Origin of the sequence: Thalassotalea fonticola (genome assembly GCF_032911225.1) — a bacterium.
Taxonomy (GTDB): domain Bacteria; phylum Pseudomonadota; class Gammaproteobacteria; order Enterobacterales; family Alteromonadaceae; genus Thalassotalea_A; species Thalassotalea_A fonticola.
Map to the genome: position 1 here is coordinate 246829 of NZ_CP136600.1, position 26501 is coordinate 273329.

Genomic DNA, 26501 nt, shown 5'->3' on the forward strand with positions numbered 1-26501 from the left:
CTGTCCTACATTCTAAAGATACCGAAGCGGGTAGCTTCGATTTCTTTATTTAATGATGCAGAAATAGCTAAACCAAGTACTTGTCTGGTTTCGCTCGGATCAATAACACCATCATCCCAAAGTCGGGCTGAGGCATAATATGGGTGCCCCTGCTTTTCATAGGTATCAATAATTGGTTGTTTAAATTCAGCTTCTGCTTCATTACTCCAACTCTCACCAGCTTTTTCTTTTTGATCTCGCTTGACCTGAGCTAAAACACCTGCAGCTTGCTCACCGCCCATTACTGAAATACGTGCATTTGGCCACATAAATAAGAAACGAGGATCGTAAGAACGACCACACATACCGTAGTTGCCAGCGCCAAAACTACCACCAATTAGTACTGTGAATTTAGGAACCTTGGCACACGCAACCGCGGTTACCATTTTCGCGCCGTGCTTGGCAATGCCACCAGTTTCATATTGTTTACCAACCATAAAGCCAGTGATGTTTTGTAAGAAAATTAATGGAATTTTTCGTTGTGCACATAGCTCTACAAAGTGCGCACCTTTTTGTGCTGATTCGCCAAAAAGTATCCCGTTATTGGCGACAATACCAACAGGGTATCCGAAGATGCGTGCAAAACCACAAACCAGAGTTGTACCGTATAATGCTTTAAATTCATCAAATTCACTGCCATCAACAACGCGGGCAATAACTTCGCGTACATCATAAGGTTGACGAGAGTCTTTAGGAATTATGCCGTAAATTTCTTTGGCGTCATACTTCGGCTCTTGCACTTCTTCAATGTTCATCTGTACCGGCTTAACACGGTTTAGATTAGCAATGGTTTGACGAGCAATTTGTAATGCATGATGATCGTTTTGAGCCATATGATCAGAAACACCGGATGTTCGACAATGAACATCGGCGCCGCCTAAATCTTCTGCGCTTACAACTTCACCTGTTGCTGCTTTAACGAGTGGAGGACCGGCTAAAAATATTGTACCTTGCTCTTTAACAATAATTGATTCATCAGCCATCGCTGGCACGTAAGCGCCACCAGCTGTACAAGAACCCATTACTACCGCTATTTGTGGAATGTTTTGTGCCGACATATTGGCTTGGTTAAAGAAAATACGACCAAAGTGCTCTCTGTCAGGAAATACATCGTCTTGGTTTGGTAAGTTAGCACCACCGGAATCTACTAGATAAATACAAGGTAAATTGTTTTCTAGTGCAATGGTTTGAGCTCGAATATGCTTTTTAACGGTGAGCGGATAGTACGTCCCACCTTTAACCGTTGCATCATTGGCAACGATAACACATTCTTGTCCGCCAACACGGCCAATACCTGTGATAATACCCGCAGCTGGGATGTTGTCTTTATATACATCATTAGCGGCTAATTGAGAAAACTCTAAAAATGGCGAGCCTGAATCTAATAAATTATAAACACGATCACGGGGCAGTAACTTACCACGACTTAAATGACGTTCACGGCTTTTTTCTCCGCCACCTAATTTGATACTGTCTAGCTTTACTTTTAAATCGTCAACTTGAACCTGCATGTGCGCCGCATTATCAGCGAAGTCTTGACTGCGAACGTTTATTTTACTGGTTATTTTAGCCACGTGTTTTCCTTATATGTTCTCATTTGAACTGCGTTCAAAGTTAGAAACGAGATACTAGAGACGAGAAACGCTAACAGCAATTCCGCTGTCAATTTGTTACTCTGAACCAATCGCTTTCCTGAATTTATTTCAGGATCTTCAATAATGATTAACTCTCTCAAATAAAGAACAAAGAACAAAGAACATGAACTTTCGCACATCATGTTCAAATTCCTGCTCTTAGTTTCTCGTTTCTCTTTCTAGTTTCTTTTTCTTTACGATTCGTTGAATAGCTCTCGGCCAATCAACATACGACGAATTTCTGATGTACCTGCGCCAATCTCATAAAGTTTAGCATCACGCAATAAACGACCTGCCGGAAATTCATTGATATAACCATTACCACCCAGTAATTGGATTGCATCTAATGCCATTTGGGTTGCTAATTCGGCTGAGTATAAAATTACAGCGGCAGCATCTTTACGAGTAGTTTCACCACGATCACAAGCCATCGCAACCATATAGGCATACGATTTTGCTGCATTCATTTGAGTGTACATATCGGCAATTTTACCTTGCACAAGTTGGAACTCACCGATAGATTGGCCAAATTGCTTGCGGTCGTGAATGTATGGAACGACTAAGTCCATACATGCATCCATGATCCCTAATGGACCACCTGAAAGAACAACACGCTCATAATCTAGGCCTGACATTAGTACTCGTACACCTTTGCCTTCTTCACCTAAAATGTTTTCGGCAGGTACTTCACAATCTTGGAATACTAATTCACAAGTGTTTGAACCTCGCATGCCTAATTTATCTAGCTTTTGATGACGAGAAAAGCCAGGATAGTCACGTTCAACAATAAAGGCTGTCATACCTTTAGAACCGGCATTAACATCGGTTTTAGCATAAACTACATAAACGTTGGCATCTGGTCCGTTAGTGATCCACATTTTATTACCGTTTAAAATGTACTTATCGCCTTGTTTATCGGCACGCAGTTTCATGCTTACTACATCAGAGCCTGCATTTGGCTCACTCATTGCTAACGCGCCAACGTGCTCACCTGTACAAAGTTTCGGTAAGTACTTTAGTTTTTGTTCATGAGAGCCATTTTTACTTAATTGGTTTAAACACAGGTTAGACATAGCGCCATAACTTAAACCTACCGATGCAGATGCGCGGCTAATTTCTTGCATCGCTACCATGTGCTCTAAATAGCCTAAGTTTGAGCCGCCATATTGTTCTTCAACGGTCATGCCTAACAAACCTAAGTCGCCAAATTTACGCCATAAATCTGCAGGAAATTCATTATCGATGTCAATTTGTTCAGCACGAGGCGCAATTTCATCACGAGCAAACGAGTTTACGGTATCGCGGATCATGTCCACGGTTTCGCCTAGATTAAAGTTTAATGAAGAAAAAGTAGAAATCATGGTTGATCCTTTATGTAGTGTTGAAACGCATTTAATTATTTTAGTTTAAATTAATGCTTTTATTTAATTCTTTGTGCGCTATTTCACAGCGCTTCTCTAATGTATCTAATTCCATAAGCACGACTTTAATATCATCAAGTTGTTGAATTAAGGCTGCCTTTTTTTCTGAAATTATTGTTTTAATCGTATCTAGTTGGCTGGTATTGGTTTTGTCATTATCGTAAAGCTCAAATAACCTGCCTGTTTCCGCTAAAGAAAAGCCCAAGCGTTTGCCTCGTAAAATTAATTTTAATCGTACACGGTCACGTCGGTTATAAATGCGAGTTTGGCCTTTACGCTCAGGAATAATTAACCCCTGATCTTCATAAAAACGAATACTACGAGTGGTAATATCAAACTCTTTGGCGAGTTCGCTAATTGAGAACGTTACTGTTTTTTGAGTTGCCATAAGATAATTCGATTAATAATTTTAAATGAGTATAACCTCAAGGTAAGTTTACGTAAAGGTAAACTTTATTTTAGTGGGGGTGCTAGACGATTTATATAATGATAATTGGGTTTATGCATACAGAATGCTCGCTAAAGCCAGTATTTGTAGACTTTGTCATGAATTGACTACACTTTTACTTATATTGAATTTGCTTAACGTTGGCGTAAACTTGTAAACTAATGTACTCTAATGCGAAATTTATAATTTTAGAATTCACTTCAAGTAAAGGACAATTAACATGTCATTATCCGATCCTATCGTAATTGTATCAGCCGTTAGAACACCTATGGGTGGCTTTATGGGCGCATTAAGCAACGTGACTTCGCCAACTTTAGGCGCACAAGCAATCCGTGCAGCTGTTTCACAAGCCAACTTAGCTTCAGATCAAGTTGATGAAGTTGTGATGGGATGTGTACTTGCTGCAGGTCTTAAACAAGCCCCGGCTCGTCAAGCAGCACTTGGTGCCGATTTAGACTTAGGTACTGTATGTTCTACGGTAAGCAAAGTGTGTGGTTCAGGTATGAAAGCTACCATGAACGCTTATGATTCAATTGCCGCAGGAAGTATTGATGTTGCTGTTGCTGGCGGTTTTGAAAGTATGTCACAAGCACCTTACATGTTACCAAAGGCCCGTGGCGGTATGCGTATGGGACATGGTCAAGTGCTTGACCATATGATGCTTGACGGTTTAGAAAATGCTTATGACGGAATTGCGATGGGGTGTTTCGCCCAAGTTACAGCCGATGACGTGGCTTTTACTCGTGAAGATATGGATGCATTTGCTATCGCTTCTTTAACGAAAGCTAACGCCGCAATTAATAATGGGCACTTTAAAGATGAAATTACTCCGGTAACATTTAAAACTCGTCGCGGTGATGTAACTGTTGATACCGATGAACAACCAGGCAATGCCCGCCCGGAAAAGATCCCTTCATTACGTGCGGCGTTTAAACGTGACGGAACAATTACTGCGGCTAATTCAAGTTCTATTTCTGATGGTGCTGCAGCTATGGTGTTAATGCGCTTGTCGGAAGCTGAAAAGCGTGGTTTAACGCCTCTTTGTAAAATAGTTGGCCATACTAACCACGCGCAAAAGCCAAGCGAGTTTACCGTAGCACCTGTAGGTGCAATGAATAAATTGTTTGCTCGTATTGGCTGGACAAAAAATGATGTCGATTTATTTGAAATAAACGAAGCGTTCGCTATGGTTACTATGCTAGCAATTAAAGAGCTTGGTCTAGATAATGACAAAGTAAACGTTCATGGCGGAGCGTGTGCACTTGGTCATCCAATTGGCGCAAGTGGGGCTCGTATTATCGTGACACTGATTCATGCCCTAAAACAACGCGGTTTAAGTAAAGGTGTAGCTTCTCTTTGTATTGGTGGTGGTGAAGCCACAGCTATCGCCGTAGAAATGCTTTAAGCAATAATTATTATGAATAACCGCGGCCTTTGCCGCGGTTATTGTATGTAACAATGAATTTTCGATCTTTAATCTAATCTAGATCTGTAATTCAATATTAGGAATCAATGATGAATTTTAACTTATCTGAAGATCAGCAAATGTTTGCTGATATGGCTAGCCAATTTGCGCAAGCCGAATTTGCACCGTTAGCTGCAAAGTGGGACAGTGAGCATATTTTTCCAAAAGACGTTATTGCCAAAGCCGGAGAGCTTGGCTTTTGTGGTTTATATAGCCCAGAAAATGCCGGTGGTTTGGGTTTATCACGTTTAGACTCATCAATCATCTTTGAGCAGTTGTCTATGGGGTGTACAGCCACAACCGCGATGATCACTATTCATAATATGGCTACTTGGATGTTAGCCACTTGGGGCACCGATGTTGTTAAAAATGAGTGGTGTGATGACTTAGTCAGTGGTCAACAACTTGCTTCTTACTGTTTAACTGAGCCCGGGGCTGGATCTGATGCCGCAGCTTTGCGAACTTCGGCCAAAAAAGATGGCGATGAGTATATTATTAATGGCTCGAAAATGTTTATCTCGGGTGCCGGTGAAACAGATGTACTAATTGCTATGGTGCGTACTGGTGGGCCTGGCGCTAAAGGTATTTCTGCGGTTGTTATTCCAGCCGATGCTGCTGGTGTTATTTACGGTAAAGCCGAAGAGAAATTGGGGTGGAATGCACAACCAACTCGCTTAATTACCTTTGAAGATGTACGTATTCCTGTCGCTAATTTACTTGGTGAAGAAGGTGAAGGGTTTGCTATTGCGATGAAAGGCCTAGATGGCGGTCGTATAAATATTGCCACATGTTCTATAGGTACCGCGCAACAGGCATTAAATACAGCACTTGAATACATGAAAGAGCGTGAACAGTTTGGTAAGCCAATTGCTGCTTTTCAAGGTATGCAATTTAAATTGGCTGATATGGCCACTGAACTGGTAGCCGCACGTCAAATGGTGCGCTTAGCAGCATTTAAATTAGACAGTAACGACCCTGAAAAAACGGCTTATTGTGCAATGGCAAAACAATTTGCAACAGATGTTGGTTTTAAGGTGTGTGATGCAGCTCTGCAAATACATGGCGGTTATGGGTATATCAAAGAATATCCACTAGAGCGCCACTTTCGTGATGTTCGTGTACACCAAATATTAGAAGGAACTAATGAGATCATGCGTCTTATAGTTTCGCGTCGTTTATTAACTGAAGGCGCAGGCCAAATTTTATAAGGTTTTTTATCCTATGACTGATTTATTACAATTGGAAAAAAATGGTAATACCGCGGTAATTACTTTTAATAACCCTCCTGCTCATACTTGGACTGTTGAAAGTTTATCTGCGTTAACAACTATGGTTGAAGCGCTTAACCAAGATAAAGATATTTATGCATTAGTAGTTACCGGTGGCGGCGAAAAATTCTTTTCTGCCGGTGCTGATTTAAACCTGTTTGCCGATGGCGACATAGCAACAGCTACACTAATGTCTAATTTATTTGGTCAGGCATTTGAAACACTATCTAAGTTTCGAGGGGTATCAATTGCTGCCATAAATGGCTGGTCAATGGGCGGGGGACTTGAAGTCGCTCTCGCATGCGACCTGCGCATTGCTGAAGAGCATGCAAATATGGCACTACCTGAAGCTTCTGTGGGTTTATTGCCATGTGCAGGTGGAACTCAGAACTTGCATATATTAGTCGGCGAAGGTTGGACTAAACGGATGATTTTATGTGGTGAACGAGTTGATGCACAAACGGCGTTACGCATTGGTTTAGTCGAAGAAGTTGTTGCTAAAGGTACAGCAAAAGAGGCTGCTATAGCACTTGCAGCGAAAGTTGCACGACAAAGCCCTGTAGCCGTTGCAGCATGTAAAAATCTAATTCAAATGAATCGCTCAATGCCTATAGATGAAGCGTTGCCGATAGAACGTCAAGCATTCGTAGATTTATTTGACAGTAAAGATCAAAAAGAGGGGGTTAACGCCTTTCTCGAAAAACGTAAACCACAATGGCTAAACGAATAGGATTAACCATGTCTGAAGTAGTATTATTTGAAGAATTAAGCTGTAGCAATGGTAAAAAAATTGCCGTTGCTACGTTAAATGCTGAGCGCTCATTAAATGCGTTAAGCCATGACATGGTGAAGCAATTATATCCACAGTTATCAATATGGCAAAAAGACCGCAACATAGCGGCGGTTTTTTTACAGGGCGCTGGCGAAAAAGCTTTTTGTGCTGGTGGCGACATTGTTCACCTTTATAATAACTTGCCTGAAAAAAACGGCGATCCAGCACCGGGTATTGAAGAGTTCTTTCGTGACGAATATCAATTAGATTATTTGATCCATACCTTTGACAAGCCTTTTATCGTATGGGGCAATGGTATTGTAATGGGGGGGGGATTAGGCCTAATGGCTGGTGGTAGTCATCGGATTGTTACCGAAACTACACGGATTGCAATGCCAGAAATCAGTATAGGCTTATATCCTGATGTTGGCGGTAGCTATTTTTTAAATAAAATGCCGGGTAACAGTGGCTTGTTTTTAGGTTTAACCGGCGCTTCTATTAATGCCGCTGATGCTAAATACACTCACCTTGCCGACCACTTTATTAATAATGATAAAAAACTGGCCCTATTAGATGAGTTATTAACAGTAAATTGGGGCGATACCATTGCCTTAAATCATCAAAAGTTAAGTTCACTTATTGTCGGTTTTGAACAACGCTCTATTGCGAATGCACCTATTTCAAATGTACAGCATCATCAATCACTTATCACTGAGCTAACTAACGGAGATAATTTAACGTCTATAGTTGATAATATTTTAACATTTGAAACTGAAGATAAATGGTTGTCGCGAGCGAAAACGTCTCTTGCTCATGGCAGCCCAATTAGTGCCATGCTTACTTATCGTCAACTTCAAGAAAGTGCTAATTTATCTTTGCTAGAATGTTTTAGGTTAGAACTTGGCGTATCAACAAAATGTGGTGAGTTTGGTGAGTTCAAAGAAGGTGTTCGCGCACTTTTAATTGAAAAAGATAATAATCCGCAGTGGAAATACAATAGTGTAAGTGATGTTGAAGCAAATGTTATCGATTGGTTTTTTACATCCCCTTGGACTAAAACTGAACACCCTTTAGCTAGTTTATAATTACAGAATTCATATTTAGGAGTTAACTATGGCGAATATCGCATTCATCGGTTTAGGTAATATGGGCGGCCCTATGGCCTCAAACTTACTTAAGTCAGGTCATCAAGTTGCAGTTTTTGATTTATTTCCTGAGGCTGTCGCTAAATTAGTTAGTGAAGGAGCATCTACTGCTGATAAAGTTTCAACATGTGTAAAAGATGCAGACTTTATAGTTTCAATGCTTCCTGCAGGCAAGCATGTTGAAGGATTATATATAGGTGATGACGGTTTAATTAATTACATTAAACACGGTAGTTTAGTCATTGACTCATCAACTATAGATAAGGGCACTGTAATAAAAGTATCCGCTGAACTTGCTAATAAAGGTATTAACTTTATCGATGCTCCTGTTTCAGGCGGTGTTGGTGGTGCTCAAGCAGGTACTTTAAGTTTTATGGTTGGTGGTGATGTTGCTGACTTTAACCGCGCTAAGCCGATACTTGATAATATGGGGAAAAATATTTTTCATGCTGGCGCTCATGGTGCAGGCCAAGTGGCAAAAGTATGTAATAACATGCTATTAGCTATCTTAATGTCCGGAACTGCAGAAGCATTACAGCTTGGCATGGACAATGGTCTTGATGCAAAGGTACTCTCAGACATCATGTTACAAAGCTCAGGTCGAAATTGGACTTTAGAAGTTTATAATCCGTGTCCTGGGGTGATGGAAAATGTACCCTCATCAAATAATTATAATGGTGGTTTTATGACTGATTTAATGGCTAAAGATCTAGGGTTGGCTATGGATACGGCAGTACAAAGTCAGTCTGCAACACCTATGGGAACCATGGCCCGCAGTTTATTCGCTTTACACGCAGGCAAAGGTAATGGCGGTAAAGATTTTAGTAGTATTATCAAAATGTTTGAAAAGGCTTAGGCCTGTCCAACATATTAGAAAGGTAGAAAAATGAATTTACAAGATAAAGTAATTGTAATCACTGGTGGCGGTCAAGGTTTAGGTCGCACAATGGCTGTAGAGTTTGCTAAGAAAGGTGCTAAATTAGCACTAATCGATTTGAGCGAAGAAATGCTGGCTGAAACAGTAAGTTTAGTAGAACAAGTTGGCAGCTCGGCGAAATACTATTTAGCTAATGTGACTAATGAAGAGCAAGTTGAACAAACATTTGCACAAATAGCTAGCGACTTTAATGGTATTGATGGTTTAGTTAACAATGCCGGCATCTTACGCGATGGTATGTTTGTTAAAGCCAAAGATGGCGAAATAACTAAAAAAATGTCACTGGCACAGTTTCAATCAGTTATTGATGTGAACTTAACCGGCGTGTTTTTATGTGGTCGTGAGGCTGCAGTACAAATGATAAAACATGATCGTCAAGGTGTTATCGTTAATATGTCGTCAATTGCTCGTGGTGGAAATATGGGGCAAACAAACTATGCCGCAGCAAAAGCTGGCGTTGTTGCAATGACTGTAACATGGGCTCGTGAACTTGGACGTCAAGGCATCCGTGTTGGCGCAATTGCACCAGGTGTTATCAAAACAGCGATGACTGATGCAATGAAACCAGAAATGCGTGAACGTTTAGAGAAAATGAAACCTGTTGGCCGTTTAGGTACACCAGAAGAAATTGCTCATACTGCACAATACATTTTTGAAAATGATTTCTTTACTGGTCGTGTTGTTGAATGTGACGGTGGCTTAAGCATGTAAATTGCTTGAAAATTTTAATAAAAAACGAGCTATGCTCGTTTTTTTTTGCTTATAATATTAGGAGCTAGGAGCTAGGAGCTAGGAGCTAGGAGCTAGGAGCTAGGAGCTAGGAGCTAGTATCATAACTGAGTAAATAAAGAGTAATAAATGAATAGAGCGTTATTTCTAGATAGAGACGGCATTATTAATGTTGACCATGGCTATGTATACAAGCCGGAAGAATTTGAATTTGTCGATGGCATATTTGATGTTTGTCGTCATGCACAAGATCTTGGCTTACAACTTATAGTTATTACAAACCAATCAGGCATCGCTCGAGGAAAGTATACAGAAGAGCAGTTTTTGACACTAACTGATTGGATGAAAAAAGAATTTTTGAAAGAGCGAATAATTATCACTGATGTATTCTTTTGCCCTCATCATCCAACTAAAGGCCTTGATGCATATAAATTAGCATGTAAATGTCGAAAACCTGAACCTGGAATGATCTTTAAAGCTGCACAAAAACATAAAATAGATCTTAAGCAAAGCATCTTTATTGGCGATAAAGTTTCTGATATTAAAGCTGCTGAAAACGCAGGCGTGCATAATCGCATCTTAGTTAGCGGTAAATATTCCGATGATGGTGCTATCACTGCACACCGGATCAATAATGTTTGCTCAGCAATCAACCATATTGACTAGTATTGCTCATTAAATAATCAAAATAACATCTTTATTAATTAATTTTAAAAAAGGTGTTGACCTTCTAGTAAAAATCACTAAAATGCGCATCTCTTCTTCGGGGCAACCCAAGAGGTCATTTTTATAAGTTAACTTATGTTATAAGGCAACTTAATCGTTGATGAAACGTTTAAAAATAAACTTTTAAATAATTCAAAAAATGGTTGACATTAAAAATGAGGTGCTTATAATGCGCATCCTGCTTCGGGCAAACAACAACGGTTAACGTTGTGAGAGCTCAAGCAAAGAAGCTAACGAATGCGATTAGCTCTTCGTTCGAATAGAACGATTCTTTAACAATTAGTTATCATGCAATTTGTGTGGGCACTCACATTAAGATTGATTTACAACATAGATACCTCGGTATCGAAATCACTTAATGATGATGAACACACAAACAAATTAATTTTTCTTTATTTAGCGATGAAGATTAATTAGTACGTTTTAGTATCATTCGCTTCGATTGATACGAAACAGTTTTGAACTTACTTTTTTAAAAGTGAGAACAAGATATTCAGAATTCATTGAGTAGACGCGAACTTGTTTCGTGTCGATATGTAACAACTTTTTAATTGAAGAGTTTGATCATGGCTCAGATTGAACGCTGGCGGCAGGCTTAACACATGCAAGTCGAGCGGAAACGAGAAGTAGCTTGCTACTTCGGCGTCGAGCGGCGGACGGGTGAGTAATGCTTGGGAATATGCCTTTGAGTGGGGGACAACAGTTGGAAACGACTGCTAATACCGCATAATGTCTACGGACCAAAGGGGGGGATCTTCGGACCTCTCGCTCATAGATTAGCCCAAGTGAGATTAGCTAGTTGGTAAGGTAAAGGCTTACCAAGGCGACGATCTCTAGCTGGTTTGAGAGGATGATCAGCCACACTGGGACTGAGACACGGCCCAGACTCCTACGGGAGGCAGCAGTGGGGAATATTGCACAATGGGGGGAACCCTGATGCAGCCATGCCGCGTGTGTGAAGAAGGCCTTCGGGTTGTAAAGCACTTTCAGTTGTGAGGAAAGGTTAGTAGTTAATAACTGCTAGCTGTGACGTTAGCAACAGAAGAAGCACCGGCTAACTCCGTGCCAGCAGCCGCGGTAATACGGAGGGTGCGAGCGTTAATCGGAATTACTGGGCGTAAAGCGTGCGTAGGCGGTTTGTTAAGCAAGATGTGAAAGCCCAGGGCTCAACCTTGGAACTGCATTTTGAACTGGCAAGCTAGAGTATTGTAGAGGGTGGTGGAATTTCCAGTGTAGCGGTGAAATGCGTAGAGATTGGAAGGAACATCAGTGGCGAAGGCGGCCACCTGGACAAATACTGACGCTGAGGCACGAAAGCGTGGGGAGCAAACAGGATTAGATACCCTGGTAGTCCACGCCGTAAACGATGTCAACTAGCTGTCTGTAGACTTGATCTGTGGGTAGCGCAGCTAACGCGATAAGTTGACCGCCTGGGGAGTACGGCCGCAAGGTTAAAACTCAAATGAATTGACGGGGGCCCGCACAAGCGGTGGAGCATGTGGTTTAATTCGATGCAACGCGAAGAACCTTACCATCCCTTGACATCCAGAGAATTTTCTAGAGATAGATTAGTGCCTTCGGGAACTCTGAGACAGGTGCTGCATGGCTGTCGTCAGCTCGTGTTGTGAAATGTTGGGTTAAGTCCCGCAACGAGCGCAACCCCTATCCTTATTTGCCAGCGAGTAGTGTCGGGAACTCTAAGGAGACTGCCGGTGATAAACCGGAGGAAGGTGGGGACGACGTCAAGTCATCATGGCCCTTACGGGATGGGCTACACACGTGCTACAATGGCAGATACAGAGGGCAGCGAGACCGCGAGGTGGAGCGAATCCCAGAAAGTCTGTCGTAGTCCGGATCGGAGTCTGCAACTCGACTCCGTGAAGTCGGAATCGCTAGTAATCGTGGATCAGAATGCCACGGTGAATACGTTCCCGGGCCTTGTACACACCGCCCGTCACACCATGGGAGTAGGTTGCAAAAGAAGTAGCTAGTTTAACCTTCGGGAGAACGGTTACCACTTTGTGATTTATGACTGGGGTGAAGTCGTAACAAGGTAACCCTAGGGGAACCTGGGGTTGGATCACCTCCTTACCTTAAGTAGACAACTTAATGAGAGCGCAAGCTCTGCGAGTGTTCACACAAATTGTATGATAACGAAAGATGAAGAAGTATAGGTCGTGACTACTTAAGTTGCAGACCCATCATGATAGGTCTGTAGCTCAGCTGGTTAGAGCGCACCCCTGATAAGGGTGAGGTCGGCAGTTCAAGTCTGCCCAGACCTACCAATTTAACGATTTAACGTCGTTATTTTATGACTCGTTTAAGAAAACTAAACGTTGCCATGAAATGCCTTGTTAAATACGCTAAATACCATGAGTAACATCATGGGGCTATAGCTCAGCTGGGAGAGCGCCTGCCTTGCACGCAGGAGGTCAGCAGTTCGATCCTGCTTAGCTCCACCATTTACTCTTCTTCGATTAAAGAAACCAAATTTAAGACATCAGATTGATGATTTAAATTTGGTTTTTTACCAAAATCCTCACCGAATGCGTGTGTTGATTAACTCTTTAACAATTTGGAAAGCTGATATTAAACCCGGTGATTTGTGTTTATGACCTCCAATCATAAACGTCAGCAAATCACCACGATAAACAATTTATTGTTTATCACTGAGTTGTTTTATACAACAACTCAACATTATAACTAGCAACTCTTATCGTGTTGTTAGTTGTTCTTACTCAAGGCCTAAACAGCAATGTTTAGGTTTGACATGAAGATGTCAACATTCTTATGAATGCGTGAAAATGTCAGACTTGCAACTTAGTTCGGTTTAGTCACCGAACAGTCTTAAAGGAAACTTTTTGGGGTTGTATGGTTAAGTGACTAAGCGTATGTGGTGGATGCCTTGGCAGTTAGAGGCGATGAAGGACGTGTTAATCTGCGAAAAGCTGTGTTAAGCCGATAAAAGGCGTTATAGGCACAGATGTCCGAATGGGGAAACCCACCCGTCATCAGGCGGGTATCGTAATGTGAATACATAGCATTATGAGGCGAACCGGGAGAACTGAAACATCTAAGTACCCCGAGGAAAAGAAATCAACCGAGATTTCGTTAGTAGCGGCGAGCGAACGCGAATCAGCCCTTAAGCTATTTGGGCGTTAGTGGAATGTTCTGGAAAGGACAGCGATACAGGGTGATAGCCCCGTACACAAAAACAACCTAATAGTGAAATCGAGTAGGTCGGGACACGAGAAATCTTGACTGAATATGGGGGGACCATCCTCCAAGGCTAAATACTCCTAACTGACCGATAGTGAACCAGTACCGTGAGGGAAAGGCGAAAAGAACCCCTGTGAGGGGAGTGAAATAGAACCTGAAACCGCATACGTACAAGCAGTGGAAGCCGGATTTAGTCCGGTGCCTGCGTACCTTTTGTATAATGGGTCAGCGACTTATGTTCTGTAGCAAGGTTAACCGAATAGGGGAGCCGTAGCGAAAGCGAGTGTTAACTGCGCGTTTAGTTGCAGGGCATAGACCCGAAACCCGGCGATCTACCCATGGGCAGGTTGAAGGTTGAGTAACATCAACTGGAGGACCGAACACACGTATGTTGAAAAATGCGGTGATGACTTGTGGGTCGGAGTGAAAGGCTAATCAAGCCGGGAGATAGCTGGTTCTCCCCGAAATCTATTTAGGTAGAGCCTCGCACGAACACCATTGGGGGTAGAGCACTGTTAAGGCTAGGGGGTCATCCCGACTTACCAACCCTTTGCAAACTCCGAATACCAATGAGTGATATGCGGGAGACACACTACGGGTGCTAACGTCCGTTGTGGAAAGGGAAACAACCCAGACCGCCAGCTAAGGTCCCAAAGTCATAGTTAAGTGGGAAACGATGTGGAAAGGCATAGACAGCTAGGAGGTTGGCTTAGAAGCAGCCATCCTTTAAAGAAAGCGTAATAGCTCACTAGTCGAGTCGGTCTGCGCGGAAGATGTAACGGGGCTAAACTATGCACCGAAGCTGCGGATTTAATCTTAGGATTAAGTGGTAGGGGAGCGTTCTGTAAGCCGTTGAAGGTGAATCGTAAGGTTTGCTGGAGGTATCAGAAGTGCGAATGCTGACATGAGTAACGATAAGGGGAGTGAAAAACTCCCCCGCCGAAAGACCAAGGTTTCCTGTCCCATGTTAATCAGGGCAGGGTAAGTCGGCCCCTAAGGCGAGGCGGAAACGCGTAGTCGATGGGAAACAGATTAATATTTCTGTACTTCTATATATTGCGAAGGAGGGACGGAGAAGGCTAAGCAAGCATGGCGCTGGTTGTCCATGTGAAAGTATGTAGGTTGTGAGTTTAGGTAAATCCGGATTCACTGAGACTGAGATACGAGACGAGACTCTACGGAGTTGAAGTTGTTGATGCCATACTTCCAGGAAAAGCTTCTAAGCTTCAGATATATAGGAACCGTACCCCAAACCGACACAGGTGGTTAGGTAGAGAATACTAAGGCGCTTGAGAGAACTCGGGTGAAGGAACTAGGCAAAATAGTACCGTAACTTCGGGAGAAGGTACGCTCTCTAGTGTGAATCCCTTGCGGAGTAAGCACAGGAGAGTCGAAGTAACCAGGTGGCTGGAACTGTTTATTAAAAACACAGCACTGTGCAAAATCGAAAGATGACGTATACGGTGTGACGCCTGCCCGGTGCCGGAAGGTTAATTGATTGGGTTAGCTCTGCGAAGCTCATGATCGAAGCCCCGGTAAACGGCGGCCGTAACTATAACGGTCCTAAGGTAGCGAAATTCCTTGTCGGGTAAGTTCCGACCTGCACGAATGGCGTAATCATGGCCACACTGTCTCCACCCGAGACTCAGTGAAATTGAATTTGCGGTTAAGATGCCGTATACCCGCGGCTAGACGGAAAGACCCCGTGAACCTTTACTATAGCTTGACAGTGAACATTGCTCCTACATGTGTAGGATAGGTGGGAGGCATTGAAACCGCGTCGCTAGATGTGGTGGAGCCAATCTTGAAATACCACCCTTGTATGCGTGATGTTCTAACCTAGGGCCCTTATCGGGCTTGGGGACACTGTCTGGTGGGTAGTTTGACTGGGGCGGTCTCCTCCCAAAGAGTAACGGAGGAGCACGAAGGTTAGCTAAGTACGGTCGGACATCGTACGGTTAGTGCAATGGCATAAGCTAGCTTAACTGCGAGACAGACACGTCGAGCAGGTACGAAAGTAGGTCATAGTGATCCGGTGGTTCTGTATGGAAGGGCCATCGCTCAACGGATAAAAGGTACTCCGGGGATAACAGGCTGATACCGCCCAAGAGTTCATATCGACGGCGGTGTTTGGCACCTCGATGTCGGCTCATCACATCCTGGGGCTGAAGTCGGTCCCAAGGGTATGGCTGTTCGCCATTTAAAGTGGTACGCGAGCTGGGTTTAGAACGTCGTGAGACAGTTCGGTCCCTATCTGCCGTGGGCGTTTGAGAATTGAAGAGGGCTGCTCCTAGTACGAGAGGACCGGAGTGGACGAACCTCTGGTGTTCGGGTTGTCACGCCAGTGGCATTGCCCGGTAGCTATGTTCGGAACTGATAACCGCTGAAAGCATCTAAGCGGGAAGCAGGCTTTGAGATGAGTTCTCACTGGGACTTTAAGTCCCCTAAAGGGTCGTTGGAGACTACAACGTTGATAGGTCAGGTGTGTAAGTGCTGTGAGGCATTGAGCTAACTGATACTAATTGCCCGTGAGGCTTAACCATACAACACCCAAGCAGTTTTGTTTGAGGCTGTATGGTCTGACAAAGAAATGTGGAAACACATCACGCATTAAAGAATAGAGTAAGTACGGTTTAATATTGTTTTTTCCAAATTAGTTAGAAGACTGATGCTCGGTAAGTGTCAGTAGGTCCTGAAATGAATTCAGGACAAAAAACTTCTAGCAAGCAAAAGAGCTTCTTTTGCGAAACGTTTTTTGTCTGGCGACAATAGCACTGTGGAACCACCTGATCCCATGCCGAACTCAGAAGTGAAACGCAGTTGCGCCGATGGTAGTGTGGGAGTTCCCATGTGAGAGTAGGTCATCGCCAGGCTTCCAATTCAAGAAAGCCCCTAGCTAACGCTAGGGGCTTTTTTCGTTGTGGAGATTTAAAATATCCTTCGAAAAAGTACTCCGTCATTCCGCAGTGCTTTTGTGCGGAACCCCCTGACTCGTACCGAGCTTGGGGTTCTTATGTGGGTTATAGATTTAGATTCTTGATGCTTTAACAAATAAAGCATACTGTTATTATCAAATATATTTTATAAAGAGAGTTTAATAATCAACCAATGGCTAAAAGTAAACCTGAATTTTCCATTAAGAGTTATGGTATATATGAACTGTGGAACCCTAAAGTCAAAGAACTACCTAGAATACAAAACTTCACTTCTGAGATACCGGCTGTAGTTGATATTGAATTTGGTTATATTCTTAATGTAAAAAAAGGCAAAGGATGTAAATTAAACTTTAAAATTTCCCATCCTAATATATTGGATAAAAATGGAAATGTAATGGCGCCTTTTACGGGTGAAGTGTTTGTTAAAACGAATGATTGGAGTTTTTTCCTTGGCGATACTATTTGGCAACCTATTCAAGATAAGTTGGGGCCGTGGCAGATCGTTATTAAGTATCACGAGAAAATAGTTGCTGATAAAACCTTTAATGTAGTCATTAAGGAGAGTGATGATATAGATGAATTCACTATGCTAAATAAAAAAATTAATAAACGACGTTAACCACCTTTGTTATCAAATTAACTTAATTTGGTTTCCGAACACCATAAGAGTATTTTTTATAGTTACATTAACTGATTCTAATAGTGTTCGAAACTTTAATTCTGCTTTTTAAAACATCGTTAAAATATTACTAACCGCCAAAACAAGCATAGTAATAAATGTCGCTAGGGTACCTACAAAACGCTGCCATGATGTACCCGTACTTTTACCAAGGCCAATTGCATGTAAGAATCTAGCCGTCACCAGTAACCCACCTAAAAGGTGTAGCAGTTGAGCAGAGCCGCCATTTAATTCAAAAGCGGCAAATAATATTAATGCGATTGGAACATACTCAGAAAAATTTCCATGAACGCGAATCGCTTTAGCAAGTTCAGCGTTTTCACCATCGCCAATTCCAACTAAATGTTTTCTGCGAAGTCCAATAACCTTGAATGTTAAAGCTATATATAAAATTGCTAAAATCCCACTGTAAAAGCCAGTAAGTAAAAGTGGTGAAACCATATTATTTTTATCCTGCAGAGAGTTTAATGCCCATATTAGTTTAATTATGCTGTGCAAACAATTGTTTCCATTAAAATTTATAAACCTTTGCAATAATACTTTTACCTTTAAAATCAACTACTATACTTAGGCCATAAACTAATTAATTAAGGGACTATCTTCTATAAACTATAGGAAATCTATTGAAATTTATTATTCCAATAATATTAGGAGCACTGATCTCCTTTGCATTGTTTGCAGTAATGGCCTCTCTAGTTGCCACTGAAGACGTGTACATTGAAGATGTTGATGAATCACCAATTATTAAGATTATCAGTGTACCTAAAGAAACAAAAATAGCTAACAGACATCGTACTCTAGACCCACCCCCTAAACCCAAAAGTAAACCCAATGCTCAGATAAAAATGACTGAACTTGAATCCAATAAAACGATTGTACCTGGTAAGGTTAATTTGCCTTCGATAAAAATGAATAGTAATTTTGCTGATCAAGAGTTTACTGTTGGTATTATTAAAGACTCTGATGCTATGCCTATATACCGTTCTTTACCAAGGTATCCTCTTGCGGCAGCAAGAGAAAAGCTTAAGGGGTGGGTTAAGCTAAGCTTCAGTATTAACCGCTTTGGTAAAGTTGAAAATATTGCGGTTATAGATTCTGAGCCTAAGGTTATTTTTGATCAGGCAGCGATAGATGCATTGCGTCACTGGAAATATAAGGCAAAACTAGAAAAAGGTAAAACTGTACGACAGGAGTACCTTTCAGTAAGAATTGATTTTGGCAATAAGTAAAAGCTTAAGTTTTAGTTCTTTAGTGTGAAGTCTTAAGCATAGCAATATGAGGTATATCATCCTCTAAGTACATATCAGAAACCCGCTCAAAACCGTGTTGTATATAGTATTTCTCAAGGTGTTCTTGTGCGGAAATTTTTATATCTTCACCAGGCCAGTTTTGTTCACATACCTCTAATGCTTTTACCATTAGCGGATGGCCTATGCCTTTACCACGATATTCAGCTTTTGTTGCTACACGGCCTATACTTGGATATTCAGGGTAAGAAACACCTTTAGGTAATAACCGTAAGTATGCTACTAATTCTTCACCATTATAACCGAGTAAATGGACCGTGCCATTTACTCGGTCGCAATCGTCTAATTCAGGATAATAACAAGTTTGCTCTACGACAAAAATATCAACTCTCAACTTTAGTGCATCATAAAGCTCGGTAGTGTTTAATTCGGAAAATGTTTTTGCTTTCCAATTAATACTAACACTCATATGCTTGTCTCTTCTCGGTCTTAAATTATTTATGCCTAGATTGTAATACAGACATCACTTGAGATAAATCTACATTTTGATCGGCTAAAAGCACTAAGGTGTGATAAAACAGGTCTGCACATTCACCAATGAACTCTTCTTTTTGATTTGTTGCCGCAGCAAGCGCCACTTCAACACCTTCTTCACCAACTTTTTGAGCAACGCGAGCTGTACCACGAGAAAGTAAATGCGCAGTATAACTGTCTTCTGGTTTATCATTTTTTCGAGAGCTGATCACATGTTCTAAATAGCCTAAGAAGTTCTTTTGATTAAAGGCTTCTTCGCTGAAACAAGAGTCAGTCCCTAAATGGCAAGTAGGTCCATCTGGGCGACAGCTAATTAATAAACTATCTTGGTCGCAATCGGTCAAAACATTTTCTACAAGCAAGTAATTCTTTGAGCTTTCGCCCTTTTGCCATAAACGTTGTTTCGAACGAGAAAAGAACGTGGCTTTACCGCTGTTTAATGTTTCGTTTAGTGCATCCTTATTCATATAGCCCTGCATAAGCACAGCACCAGTATCGGCGTGTTGGATAATAGCAGGGATCAAATTGTCCATCTTATCCCAAGCAAGGTCGTTAATGTTTTTAGCAGATACAATCATTTTATTCTCTTCTTAAATTTAGTTAATTCATCAATTGATGCAATATCAATTAGTTACACTCGTACGGCAATATTTTCTGCTTGTAGGTAGTTTTTTAAATCTTGAATGTCGATAATGCCTTTATGAAATACACTAGCGGCTAATGCGCCATCTACATCGGCTTGCTCAAATACCTCTTTAAAATGTTGCATAGTACCTGCGCCGCCGGAAGCAATTAATGGTATGTTGCACACCTCTCTGATCATTGATAGTTGTTCTATATCATAACCTTGGCGTACACCATCTTGATTCATTACATTGAGCACAATTTCACCCGCACCGCGGCTTTGCACTTCTTTGACCCAATCTTTTGTTTGCCATACTGTTTTAGCTGATTTACTTTCATCACCAGTAAACTGATAAACTTGGTACTGTTTGGTCTCTTCATCATAATAAGAATCGATGCCAACAACCACGCACTGTTGACCAAATTGACGCGTTAACCGCGAGATCAGACTAGGATCTGATAATGCAGGGGAGTTGATAGATATTTTATCTGCACCCATTAGCAGCATTTTTTGGGCTTCAATTTCAGTTTTAATGCCGCCAGCAACACAAAATGGAATGTCAATAACTTGGGCAATACGTTCAACCCAGCTTTTATCGACGACACGGCCATCGGAACTTGCGGTAATATCATAAAATACCAATTCATCCGCGCCTTCTTCAGCATAACGTTTGGCTAAAGGAACAATATCACCGATAACTTCGTGATCTCTAAACTTTACGCCCTTAACAACAACGCCATCACGAACATCCAGACAAGGTATTATGCGTTTTGCCAGCATGTGATAGCCTCCGCTAAGGTAAACTTCCCCTCAAGTAATGCCCTGCCCAAAATTATGCCGTCGGCGCCTGAAGTGGCAACATTTCTGATATCATCTAGACTACCAATACCGCCAGAGGCTTGCCAAAAAATGTTTGGATATTGTTGCTTCAATTGTTGATAAAGTTCAACGTTTGAACCTGTTAATGTCCCGTCTTTTGATATATCGGTACAAAGCACTTGACTGACATTGTCTTCACCATAAAAGTCTAGCAATTGTTCCAATGTGGTATTACTTTGTTCAATCCAGCCATGAGTAGGCAGTAACTTATCGCCTTGCTCATTTATTTGTACATCCAACGCCAGTACAATTTTATCTTTACCGTAAATGCTAAACCAAGATTTAACAAGTTCAGGTTGTTTAATTGCTAATGAACCGATAACGACCTTGCTTGCGCCTAATGCTAACAAGTCATCAACATCTTGCTGGCAGCGAACGCCGCCGCCAACTTGTACCGGCATTTTTGCTACACTGATAATTTCTTTTAATCGTTTGGTTTGGCGCTTATTACTGTCCTTTGCACCATCTAAATCAACTAAGTGTAAAATTTTTGCGCCTTGTTGATAGTAACGTTCTGCCAGCTCTTCTGGTGTTTGTTGATAATTTGTTTTTTGCTGGTAATCGCCTTGATATAAACGTACGGTTTTACCATCAATTAAGTCAATAGCTGGAATGATCATCAGCATAGCTCCATAAAGTTTTTCAATAATTTTGCGCCTGATTTACCTGAACGTTCAGGGTGAAATTGTACGCCGTAATAATTTTCTTGTTGTAAACTTGCACTAAAGTTTTGTCCATAGTCACACAATGCTAGAGCATGGCTAGAAACCGGTGCGCAATAAGTATGAACAAAATAAAAATAGTCTTGCTCACTAATACCATCAAATAAAGGTGATACTTTAATATTTGTTAAGGTATTCCAGCCCATATGCGGTAATCGGATGTGTTCAGCGGCATTAATTTTGTCGATTTGTGTATCAATAACAGCCAAACAAGGAGTATCAATATTGTTTTCCAGTGAATGCTTAGTCATTAATTGCATGCCTAGACAAATCCCCAAGACTGGTTGTTTTAGCTCGGTAATAACATCAAATAAATTACGTTCAGTTATGCCTGCCATAGCATACTCAGCAGAGCCAACCCCAGGTAAAAATACTTTTTTGGCATTTCTAATGTCAGCGCTTTCTTTTGATACTAAAATTTTATAACCCAAACGCTCTAAAGCAAACTTTAACGAGCTGATATTGGCACAACCCGTATCAATGATCAGTGCATCGGCTTGCTCTACAGTATTATCTGTAGATGATAATTCATTCATTACAATACGCCTTTAGAACTCGGCATTGCATCACCACTTACAGTGATGGCTTGGCCCAATGCCCGACCAAATACTTTAAATAAGCTTTCTACCTGATGATGACAATTACCTTTTGTCGTTGAAAGATGAAGCGTAATCGCCATCGCATCAGTTAAACTCTTGAAGAAATGGCTGACCATTTGTGTCGACATGCCGCCTACGCGGTTGTCGGTAAATTCGCTATCAAACACTAAATGCGCTCGACCTGATAAATCGATACTACATTCTGCTTTACACTCATCCATAGGCAATACAAAACCAAAGCGGGTAATACCCCGCTTATTGCCAAGTGCTTGTTTTAGTGCATCGCCAAGTGCTAGTGCGGTATCTTCAACACTGTGGTGATCATCTATATGTAGATCGCCATCGACGGTACAGGTTAATGAGAACCCACCATGGGTAGCGATTTGATCAAGCATATGATCAAAAAATCCTATGCCAGTCTCGATATTGTTTGCGCCAGCTTTATCTAAATTTACCTGTACGTTTATATCGGTTTCTTTCGTGGTGCGAGTAACGCTGGCAATGCGTGGGCTGTTTAGAAGTTGTTCGCTGATATCATTCCAATTTAGGCTTTCACGGTTGTATTGAATACCTGGTAAACCCATGTTTTTAGCCAAAGAAATATCAGTTTCTCTATCGCCAATAACGAATGAGTTGGCAAAGTTGATTTTACCCTGTTGTAAGTAATCACTGACCAAACCTAGTTTTGGTTTTCGGCAATTACAGTTGTCTTCATCAAAATGTGGACAAATAAGCTGATCTTTAAAGTTAACCCCTTGCGAGGCAAACATTTCCAGCATTTTTTCGTGTGGTAAATCAAAATCCGACTGCGGATAGCTATCTGTGCCTAAGCCATCTTGGTTTGAAACGATCACTAAAGTGTAGCCACTTTGTTGAAGCTTTAACAATACAGGTATCACGTTTGGTTCGAATACTAGTTTCTCAAGGGTATCAACTTGCTTGTCCGTTACCGGCTCTTCAATTAAAGTGCCGTCGCGATCAATAAATAAAATATCAGATTTAGGCGCTATGTTTTGCATGTTGAGTTTTCCTGTTGTTGATTGTAGGTATTAACCGCTGATTTAAATTGTTCAAGCTCATTTACATTGCCAATACTAACTCGCAAACAATTATCTAAACCTAATTGACTTGATTGGTTTCGAATTAACACGCCTTGTTTAATTAGCGAGTTAAATAAAGTAGATGCATTATTAGCTTGGAATAAAATATAGTTAGTTTTCGAGATGAATAGTTTTTCTAACCAAGTTTGCTGCTTTAAAAACTCACCGATCTCTACATTTAGTTTATTGGTTTGAATAACCCTTTGTTGCATCTCATTTAAGTTCTGAGTTAGCGCTTGGCTAGCTATTGCACTTACCGGGTTTGAAATCGGGTAGGGGGCAATGATTTTGCTCATCATGGTAATAATTTCATTACTAGCAAGGGTGAAACCGCAGCGTAAGCCAGCTAACGCAAACGCTTTTGACAAGGTTCTTAAGATCACTAAATTTGGATAATCATTTAATAATTTTGCAAAAGAAAGCTCTGGGCAAAATTCAATATATGCTTCATCTACTACGACCAAAGCTGAATCTTTAAATAACTCTAGTGTTGTAATGATGTCATTTCGATTGATCACATCACCGGTAGGGTTATTTGGAGAGCAGATAAACACAATTTTTGTTTGGTTTTTATTCTCTTCCAGTAATGCTAAATCAAGTTGTAAGTCATCAGTTAATGGTACTGTTGTTACATTAACAGCGTGTCCTTTAGCGCTTATCGCATACATACCATAAGTTGGTGGACAAATAATGATGTTATCTTGAGCAGACTGGCAAAATGTTCTGATCAGTACTTCAATACCTTCATCAGCGCCGCGGGTAGCTAAAACTTGTTTATTTTCGACACCTGCATATTGCGCATAAGCGTTAATCAGCTGCTGAGGTTGAAAATCAGGGTAACGATTAAGATTGCTTAAACTAATATCGAGTTGATTATTACCACCTGCTTCATTGGCATTTAACCAGCAACTACCACCGGCCTGTTCACGCCTGGCAGATTGATAAGGCACCATATTTAATACATCTTCACGTACTAATTTATCGCTAATATTAGTGGTTTTATCGGTCATTATCATTTCTCCAAACGGATGGTTACAGCACGTTGGTGTGCATCCAAGCCTTCTGCATCGGTAAGCTCAATAATTGTTTCAGCCAATGATTGCAAACCTTGCTTGCTAAGCTCTTGTACCGTATAACGACGAGAGAAATCAGCTAATGACAAAGATGATATCACCTTAGAATAACCATACGTTGGTAAAACGTGGTTAGTACCACTGGCATAATCACCGGCTGATTCTGGTGAATAATCACCAACAAAAATAGATCCTGCAGAACGTATTTTAGTCATTAGTTGTTGCGGCTGCTTGGTTTGAATGCTCAAGTGCTCTGGTCCATAAAGGTTAGATACTTGTACCGCTTCATTGATATTGTCACATACAATTAATCGGCTTTCGCTTAATGCTTGTTTGGCAATAGCTTTACGGCTCAATAATTCCACTTGCAGGTCAAGCTCAGCTTGTACATTGTTTGCAACTTCAGCAGAGTTAGTGACTAATATCACTTGTGAGTCTGGACCATGTTCAGCTTGTGATAATAAGTCTGCTGCAACAAAAGCTGGAGTAGCGCTTTCATCGGCAATCACTAAGAGCTCTGAAGGGCCTGCTGGCATATCAATAGCAAAACCAGGTACCAATTGTGACAGTTGCTTTTTAGCTTCAGTGACAAAACGATTACCTGGGCCAAAAACTTTATTAACTGGTTTAATAGTATCGCTGCCAAGTGCTAATGCAGCAATCGCCTGTGCGCCGCCGATGGTATAAATTTCGCTAATTTGACAAAGCTTTGCTGCATAAATGATTTCGTCGGCAATTTCGCCTTGCTTATTTGGTGGGCAGACTAAAACAACACGGTTACATCCAGCTAGTTTGGCCGGCACTCCTAACATTAAAACAGTAGAAGGAAGCGGTGCAGAACCTGCGGGAATATATAAGCCGACACTATCAATAGCTTCCGTTTTTAAAGTACATTTAACGCCAGGCAGAGTTTCTACAACAATATCAGTTGTTTTTTGCGCAATATGAAAACGTTCAATCTGTCCATAGGCAGTTTGAATAGCCAATTTTCGTTTATCGGATAAACGTTGCGTCGCTTTAACTACGGCTTTATCTGTCAGAAGTAAAGAACTCAGCTTTACCTTGTCAAATTCTGCGGTTAAATCAAATAAGGCGTTATCACCTTGTTTGTCTACTTTATCAATTATACTAGCAACGGCTTTACTTAACCCTTTATTGTCGCTAATCGCAGGCCGGGAAAGAGCTTTAGTTTGTTCAGCTGCATTTAATGTTGACCAATTTAACATGTTCTATCCCATCATTTTTTCAATTGGCATAACCAAAATTGAATTACAGCCCAATTCTTTTAGTTCTTCCATCGTTTCCCAGAAGAATGTTTCAGTACTGACCATGTGAATAGCAACTCGATCATCACGTTCAGCTAATGGCAAAACCGTAGGTGTTTCGCTACCTGGCATAAGCGCTACCACTTCATTAAGCTTATCTTTTGGCGCGTGCATCATGATGTATTTACTTTCCTTGGCTTTTAATACACCTTCTATACGAGGAATTAAGGTGTTTAGCGTTTTCTGCTTTTCTGCTGACAAAGGCTGGCTGCCTTGAATTAACGCCGCTTTAGATTGATAAATAACCTCAACTTCTTTCAAGCCATTCGCTTCTAACGTTGTACCTGTTGACACTAAGTCACATATACCGTCAGCTAAGCCAACTCGAGGAGCCACTTCTACTGAACCATTTAACTTACAAAATTCAAATTTGATATTATTGTCATTGCCAAAACGTGTTAACAGCCTTGGATAAGTGGTTGCTAAACGCATTCCATCTAAACTTTGAATACCTTGATATTCAGTTTCTTCCGGTAAGGCTATTGATAAACGGCAAGCTCCAAATTTTAATGACATAATTTTGTCGTAATCACTATTCTCATTAGTTAGCTCACGTTCTAAGGCGTGTTCTTCTAAAGTATTATCACCGACGATACCAAGATCACATACGCCATCCATAACTAAACCTGGAATGTCAGAGCTGCGCACTAACATCAGATCTATGGGCATATTTGCTACATGAGCTAACAAACGACGATCGGCTAAATTTATCTTCATACCGCAACGTTTGAATAAGCTTTGTGATTCGTCACTTAGTCGGCCAGATTTTTGAATGGCAATTCTTAGTCTGTTTTTGTCTGTAGTTGTCATTTGTTGCTCCAAAATAAAATATTTATAAATTTGTAATTTCAATCAATCCTAATGGATTTTAACTGAGTTGTGAGGGCATAAAAAACCCCGAAAAAGTGGACTCTTTCGGGGCATTGCTTATTTTGAGCGTCGCTTTAAGAGTCCATAGACCCTCAGCGAATAACCTGAG

At 41.1% G+C, this 26501-nt stretch carries 22 protein-coding genes, 2 tRNA genes and 3 rRNA genes; 14 read left to right on the top strand and 13 right to left on the bottom strand.

The features are described from left to right. Positions 1-5 precede the first annotated feature (5 nt). From RI844_RS01055 to RI844_RS01065, 3 genes are all read right to left on the bottom strand, one after another. Positions 6-1613 (bottom strand): carboxyl transferase domain-containing protein, encoded by a 1608-nt coding sequence (locus RI844_RS01055; RefSeq protein WP_348396635.1) that lies wholly within the window; start codon positions 1611-1613, stop codon positions 6-8. 254 nt (positions 1614-1867) lie between these two features. Next, a complete protein-coding gene (locus tag RI844_RS01060) occupies positions 1868-3034 on the bottom strand; it encodes an isovaleryl-CoA dehydrogenase (RefSeq protein WP_348396636.1) in 1167 nt (388 codons plus the stop codon). 40 nt (positions 3035-3074) lie between these two features. Beyond that, the gene (locus RI844_RS01065) at positions 3075-3482 is read right to left on the bottom strand and encodes a MerR family transcriptional regulator (protein ID WP_348396637.1); all 408 of its coding nucleotides are present in this window, start codon (positions 3480-3482) and stop codon (positions 3075-3077) included. A 280-nt stretch (positions 3483-3762) separates the two neighbouring features. Between RI844_RS01065 and RI844_RS01070 the strand changes: the two genes are divergently transcribed. The 13 genes from RI844_RS01070 to RI844_RS01130 all read left to right on the top strand — a co-directional run bounded on the left by RI844_RS01070 (position 3763) and on the right by RI844_RS01130 (position 17358). After that, positions 3763-4947: an acetyl-CoA C-acyltransferase gene (locus RI844_RS01070; protein ID WP_348396638.1), complete on the top strand. Its 1185-nt coding sequence runs from the start codon at positions 3763-3765 to the stop codon at positions 4945-4947. A 110-nt stretch (positions 4948-5057) separates the two neighbouring features. Then, a complete protein-coding gene (locus tag RI844_RS01075; protein ID WP_348396639.1) occupies positions 5058-6215 on the top strand; it encodes an acyl-CoA dehydrogenase family protein in 1158 nt (385 codons plus the stop codon). A 13-nt stretch (positions 6216-6228) separates the two neighbouring features. Next, entirely contained in the window at positions 6229-7005 is a 777-nt protein-coding gene (locus RI844_RS01080; protein ID WP_348396640.1) for an enoyl-CoA hydratase, read from the top strand. Positions 7006-7013: 8 nt separating this feature from the next. After that, positions 7014-8132, top strand: coding sequence for an enoyl-CoA hydratase/isomerase family protein (locus tag RI844_RS01085; RefSeq protein WP_348396641.1), 1119 nt, complete (start codon positions 7014-7016; stop codon positions 8130-8132). A 28-nt stretch (positions 8133-8160) separates the two neighbouring features. After that, on the top strand, positions 8161-9048 hold the full coding sequence (gene mmsB, locus RI844_RS01090) for a 3-hydroxyisobutyrate dehydrogenase (protein WP_348396642.1): 888 nt from the start codon (positions 8161-8163) through the stop codon (positions 9046-9048). A gap of 30 nt (positions 9049-9078) precedes the next feature. Continuing rightward, on the top strand, positions 9079-9840 hold the full coding sequence (locus tag RI844_RS01095; protein ID WP_348396643.1) for an SDR family oxidoreductase: 762 nt from the start codon (positions 9079-9081) through the stop codon (positions 9838-9840). A gap of 147 nt (positions 9841-9987) precedes the next feature. Then, a complete protein-coding gene (gmhB, locus tag RI844_RS01100; RefSeq protein WP_348396644.1) occupies positions 9988-10524 on the top strand; it encodes a D-glycero-beta-D-manno-heptose 1,7-bisphosphate 7-phosphatase in 537 nt (178 codons plus the stop codon). A gap of 608 nt (positions 10525-11132) precedes the next feature. Then, positions 11133-12675 (top strand): 16S ribosomal RNA (locus tag RI844_RS01105). A gap of 117 nt (positions 12676-12792) precedes the next feature. Then, a tRNA-Ile gene (locus RI844_RS01110) sits at positions 12793-12869 on the top strand. A 101-nt stretch (positions 12870-12970) separates the two neighbouring features. After that, positions 12971-13046 (top strand) — tRNA-Ala (locus RI844_RS01115). A gap of 411 nt (positions 13047-13457) precedes the next feature. Beyond that, a 23S ribosomal RNA gene (locus RI844_RS01120) occupies positions 13458-16346 on the top strand. 215 nt (positions 16347-16561) lie between these two features. Further along, positions 16562-16676: ribosomal RNA gene (gene rrf / locus RI844_RS01125) — 5S ribosomal RNA — on the top strand. The 16S, 23S and 5S rRNA genes sit together here with 2 tRNA genes alongside, the layout of an rRNA operon. 235 nt (positions 16677-16911) lie before the next feature. Beyond that, positions 16912-17358 carry a DUF3859 domain-containing protein gene (locus RI844_RS01130; RefSeq protein ID WP_348396645.1) on the top strand — a complete coding sequence of 149 codons (447 nt, stop codon included), beginning with the start codon at positions 16912-16914 and terminating at the stop codon, positions 17356-17358. A gap of 108 nt (positions 17359-17466) precedes the next feature. Here the strand turns inward: RI844_RS01130 and RI844_RS01135 are convergent, their stop codons facing one another. Continuing rightward, entirely contained in the window at positions 17467-17976 is a 510-nt protein-coding gene (locus RI844_RS01135; RefSeq protein WP_348396646.1) for an MAPEG family protein, read from the bottom strand. A gap of 65 nt (positions 17977-18041) precedes the next feature. Here RI844_RS01135 and RI844_RS01140 point away from each other — a divergent pair, with 65 nt between their 5' ends. Further along, positions 18042-18647 carry an energy transducer TonB gene (locus tag RI844_RS01140; RefSeq protein WP_348396647.1) on the top strand — a complete coding sequence of 202 codons (606 nt, stop codon included), beginning with the start codon at positions 18042-18044 and terminating at the stop codon, positions 18645-18647. A 19-nt stretch (positions 18648-18666) separates the two neighbouring features. Here RI844_RS01140 and RI844_RS01145 read toward each other — a convergent pair whose 3' ends face one another. Genes RI844_RS01145 through hisG form a run of 9 tightly spaced genes read right to left on the bottom strand, consistent with a single transcriptional unit; the run spans position 18667 to position 26332 of the window. Next, positions 18667-19134, bottom strand: coding sequence for a GNAT family N-acetyltransferase (locus RI844_RS01145; protein WP_348396648.1), 468 nt, complete (start codon positions 19132-19134; stop codon positions 18667-18669). 25 nt (positions 19135-19159) lie between these two features. Then, positions 19160-19777: a bifunctional phosphoribosyl-AMP cyclohydrolase/phosphoribosyl-ATP diphosphatase HisIE gene (hisIE, locus tag RI844_RS01150; protein ID WP_348396649.1), complete on the bottom strand. Its 618-nt coding sequence runs from the start codon at positions 19775-19777 to the stop codon at positions 19160-19162. A 53-nt stretch (positions 19778-19830) separates the two neighbouring features. Next, positions 19831-20604, bottom strand: a complete 774-nt coding sequence (gene hisF, locus RI844_RS01155; protein ID WP_348396650.1) for an imidazole glycerol phosphate synthase subunit HisF — start codon at positions 20602-20604, stop codon at positions 19831-19833. Beyond that, on the bottom strand, positions 20586-21323 hold the full coding sequence (gene hisA / locus RI844_RS01160; protein ID WP_348396651.1) for a 1-(5-phosphoribosyl)-5-[(5-phosphoribosylamino)methylideneamino]imidazole-4-carboxamide isomerase: 738 nt from the start codon (positions 21321-21323) through the stop codon (positions 20586-20588). Before hisA ends, hisF begins: the two co-directional genes overlap by 19 nt. Beyond that, positions 21323-21961, bottom strand: coding sequence for an imidazole glycerol phosphate synthase subunit HisH (hisH, locus tag RI844_RS01165; protein WP_348396652.1), 639 nt, complete (start codon positions 21959-21961; stop codon positions 21323-21325). Before hisH ends, hisA begins: the two co-directional genes overlap by 1 nt. Next, complete coding sequence (gene hisB, locus RI844_RS01170) at positions 21961-23043, bottom strand: bifunctional histidinol-phosphatase/imidazoleglycerol-phosphate dehydratase HisB (RefSeq protein WP_348396653.1); 1083 nt, start codon at positions 23041-23043, stop codon at positions 21961-21963. Before hisB ends, hisH begins: the two co-directional genes overlap by 1 nt. Beyond that, the gene (hisC, locus tag RI844_RS01175; protein ID WP_348396654.1) at positions 23031-24134 is read right to left on the bottom strand and encodes a histidinol-phosphate transaminase; all 1104 of its coding nucleotides are present in this window, start codon (positions 24132-24134) and stop codon (positions 23031-23033) included. Before hisC ends, hisB begins: the two co-directional genes overlap by 13 nt. Before the next feature lie 2 nt (positions 24135-24136). Beyond that, complete coding sequence (gene hisD, locus RI844_RS01180; RefSeq protein ID WP_348396655.1) at positions 24137-25423, bottom strand: histidinol dehydrogenase; 1287 nt, start codon at positions 25421-25423, stop codon at positions 24137-24139. A 3-nt stretch (positions 25424-25426) separates the two neighbouring features. Continuing rightward, positions 25427-26332 carry an ATP phosphoribosyltransferase gene (hisG, locus tag RI844_RS01185; RefSeq protein WP_348396656.1) on the bottom strand — a complete coding sequence of 302 codons (906 nt, stop codon included), beginning with the start codon at positions 26330-26332 and terminating at the stop codon, positions 25427-25429. Positions 26333-26501: the final 169 nt, after the last annotated feature.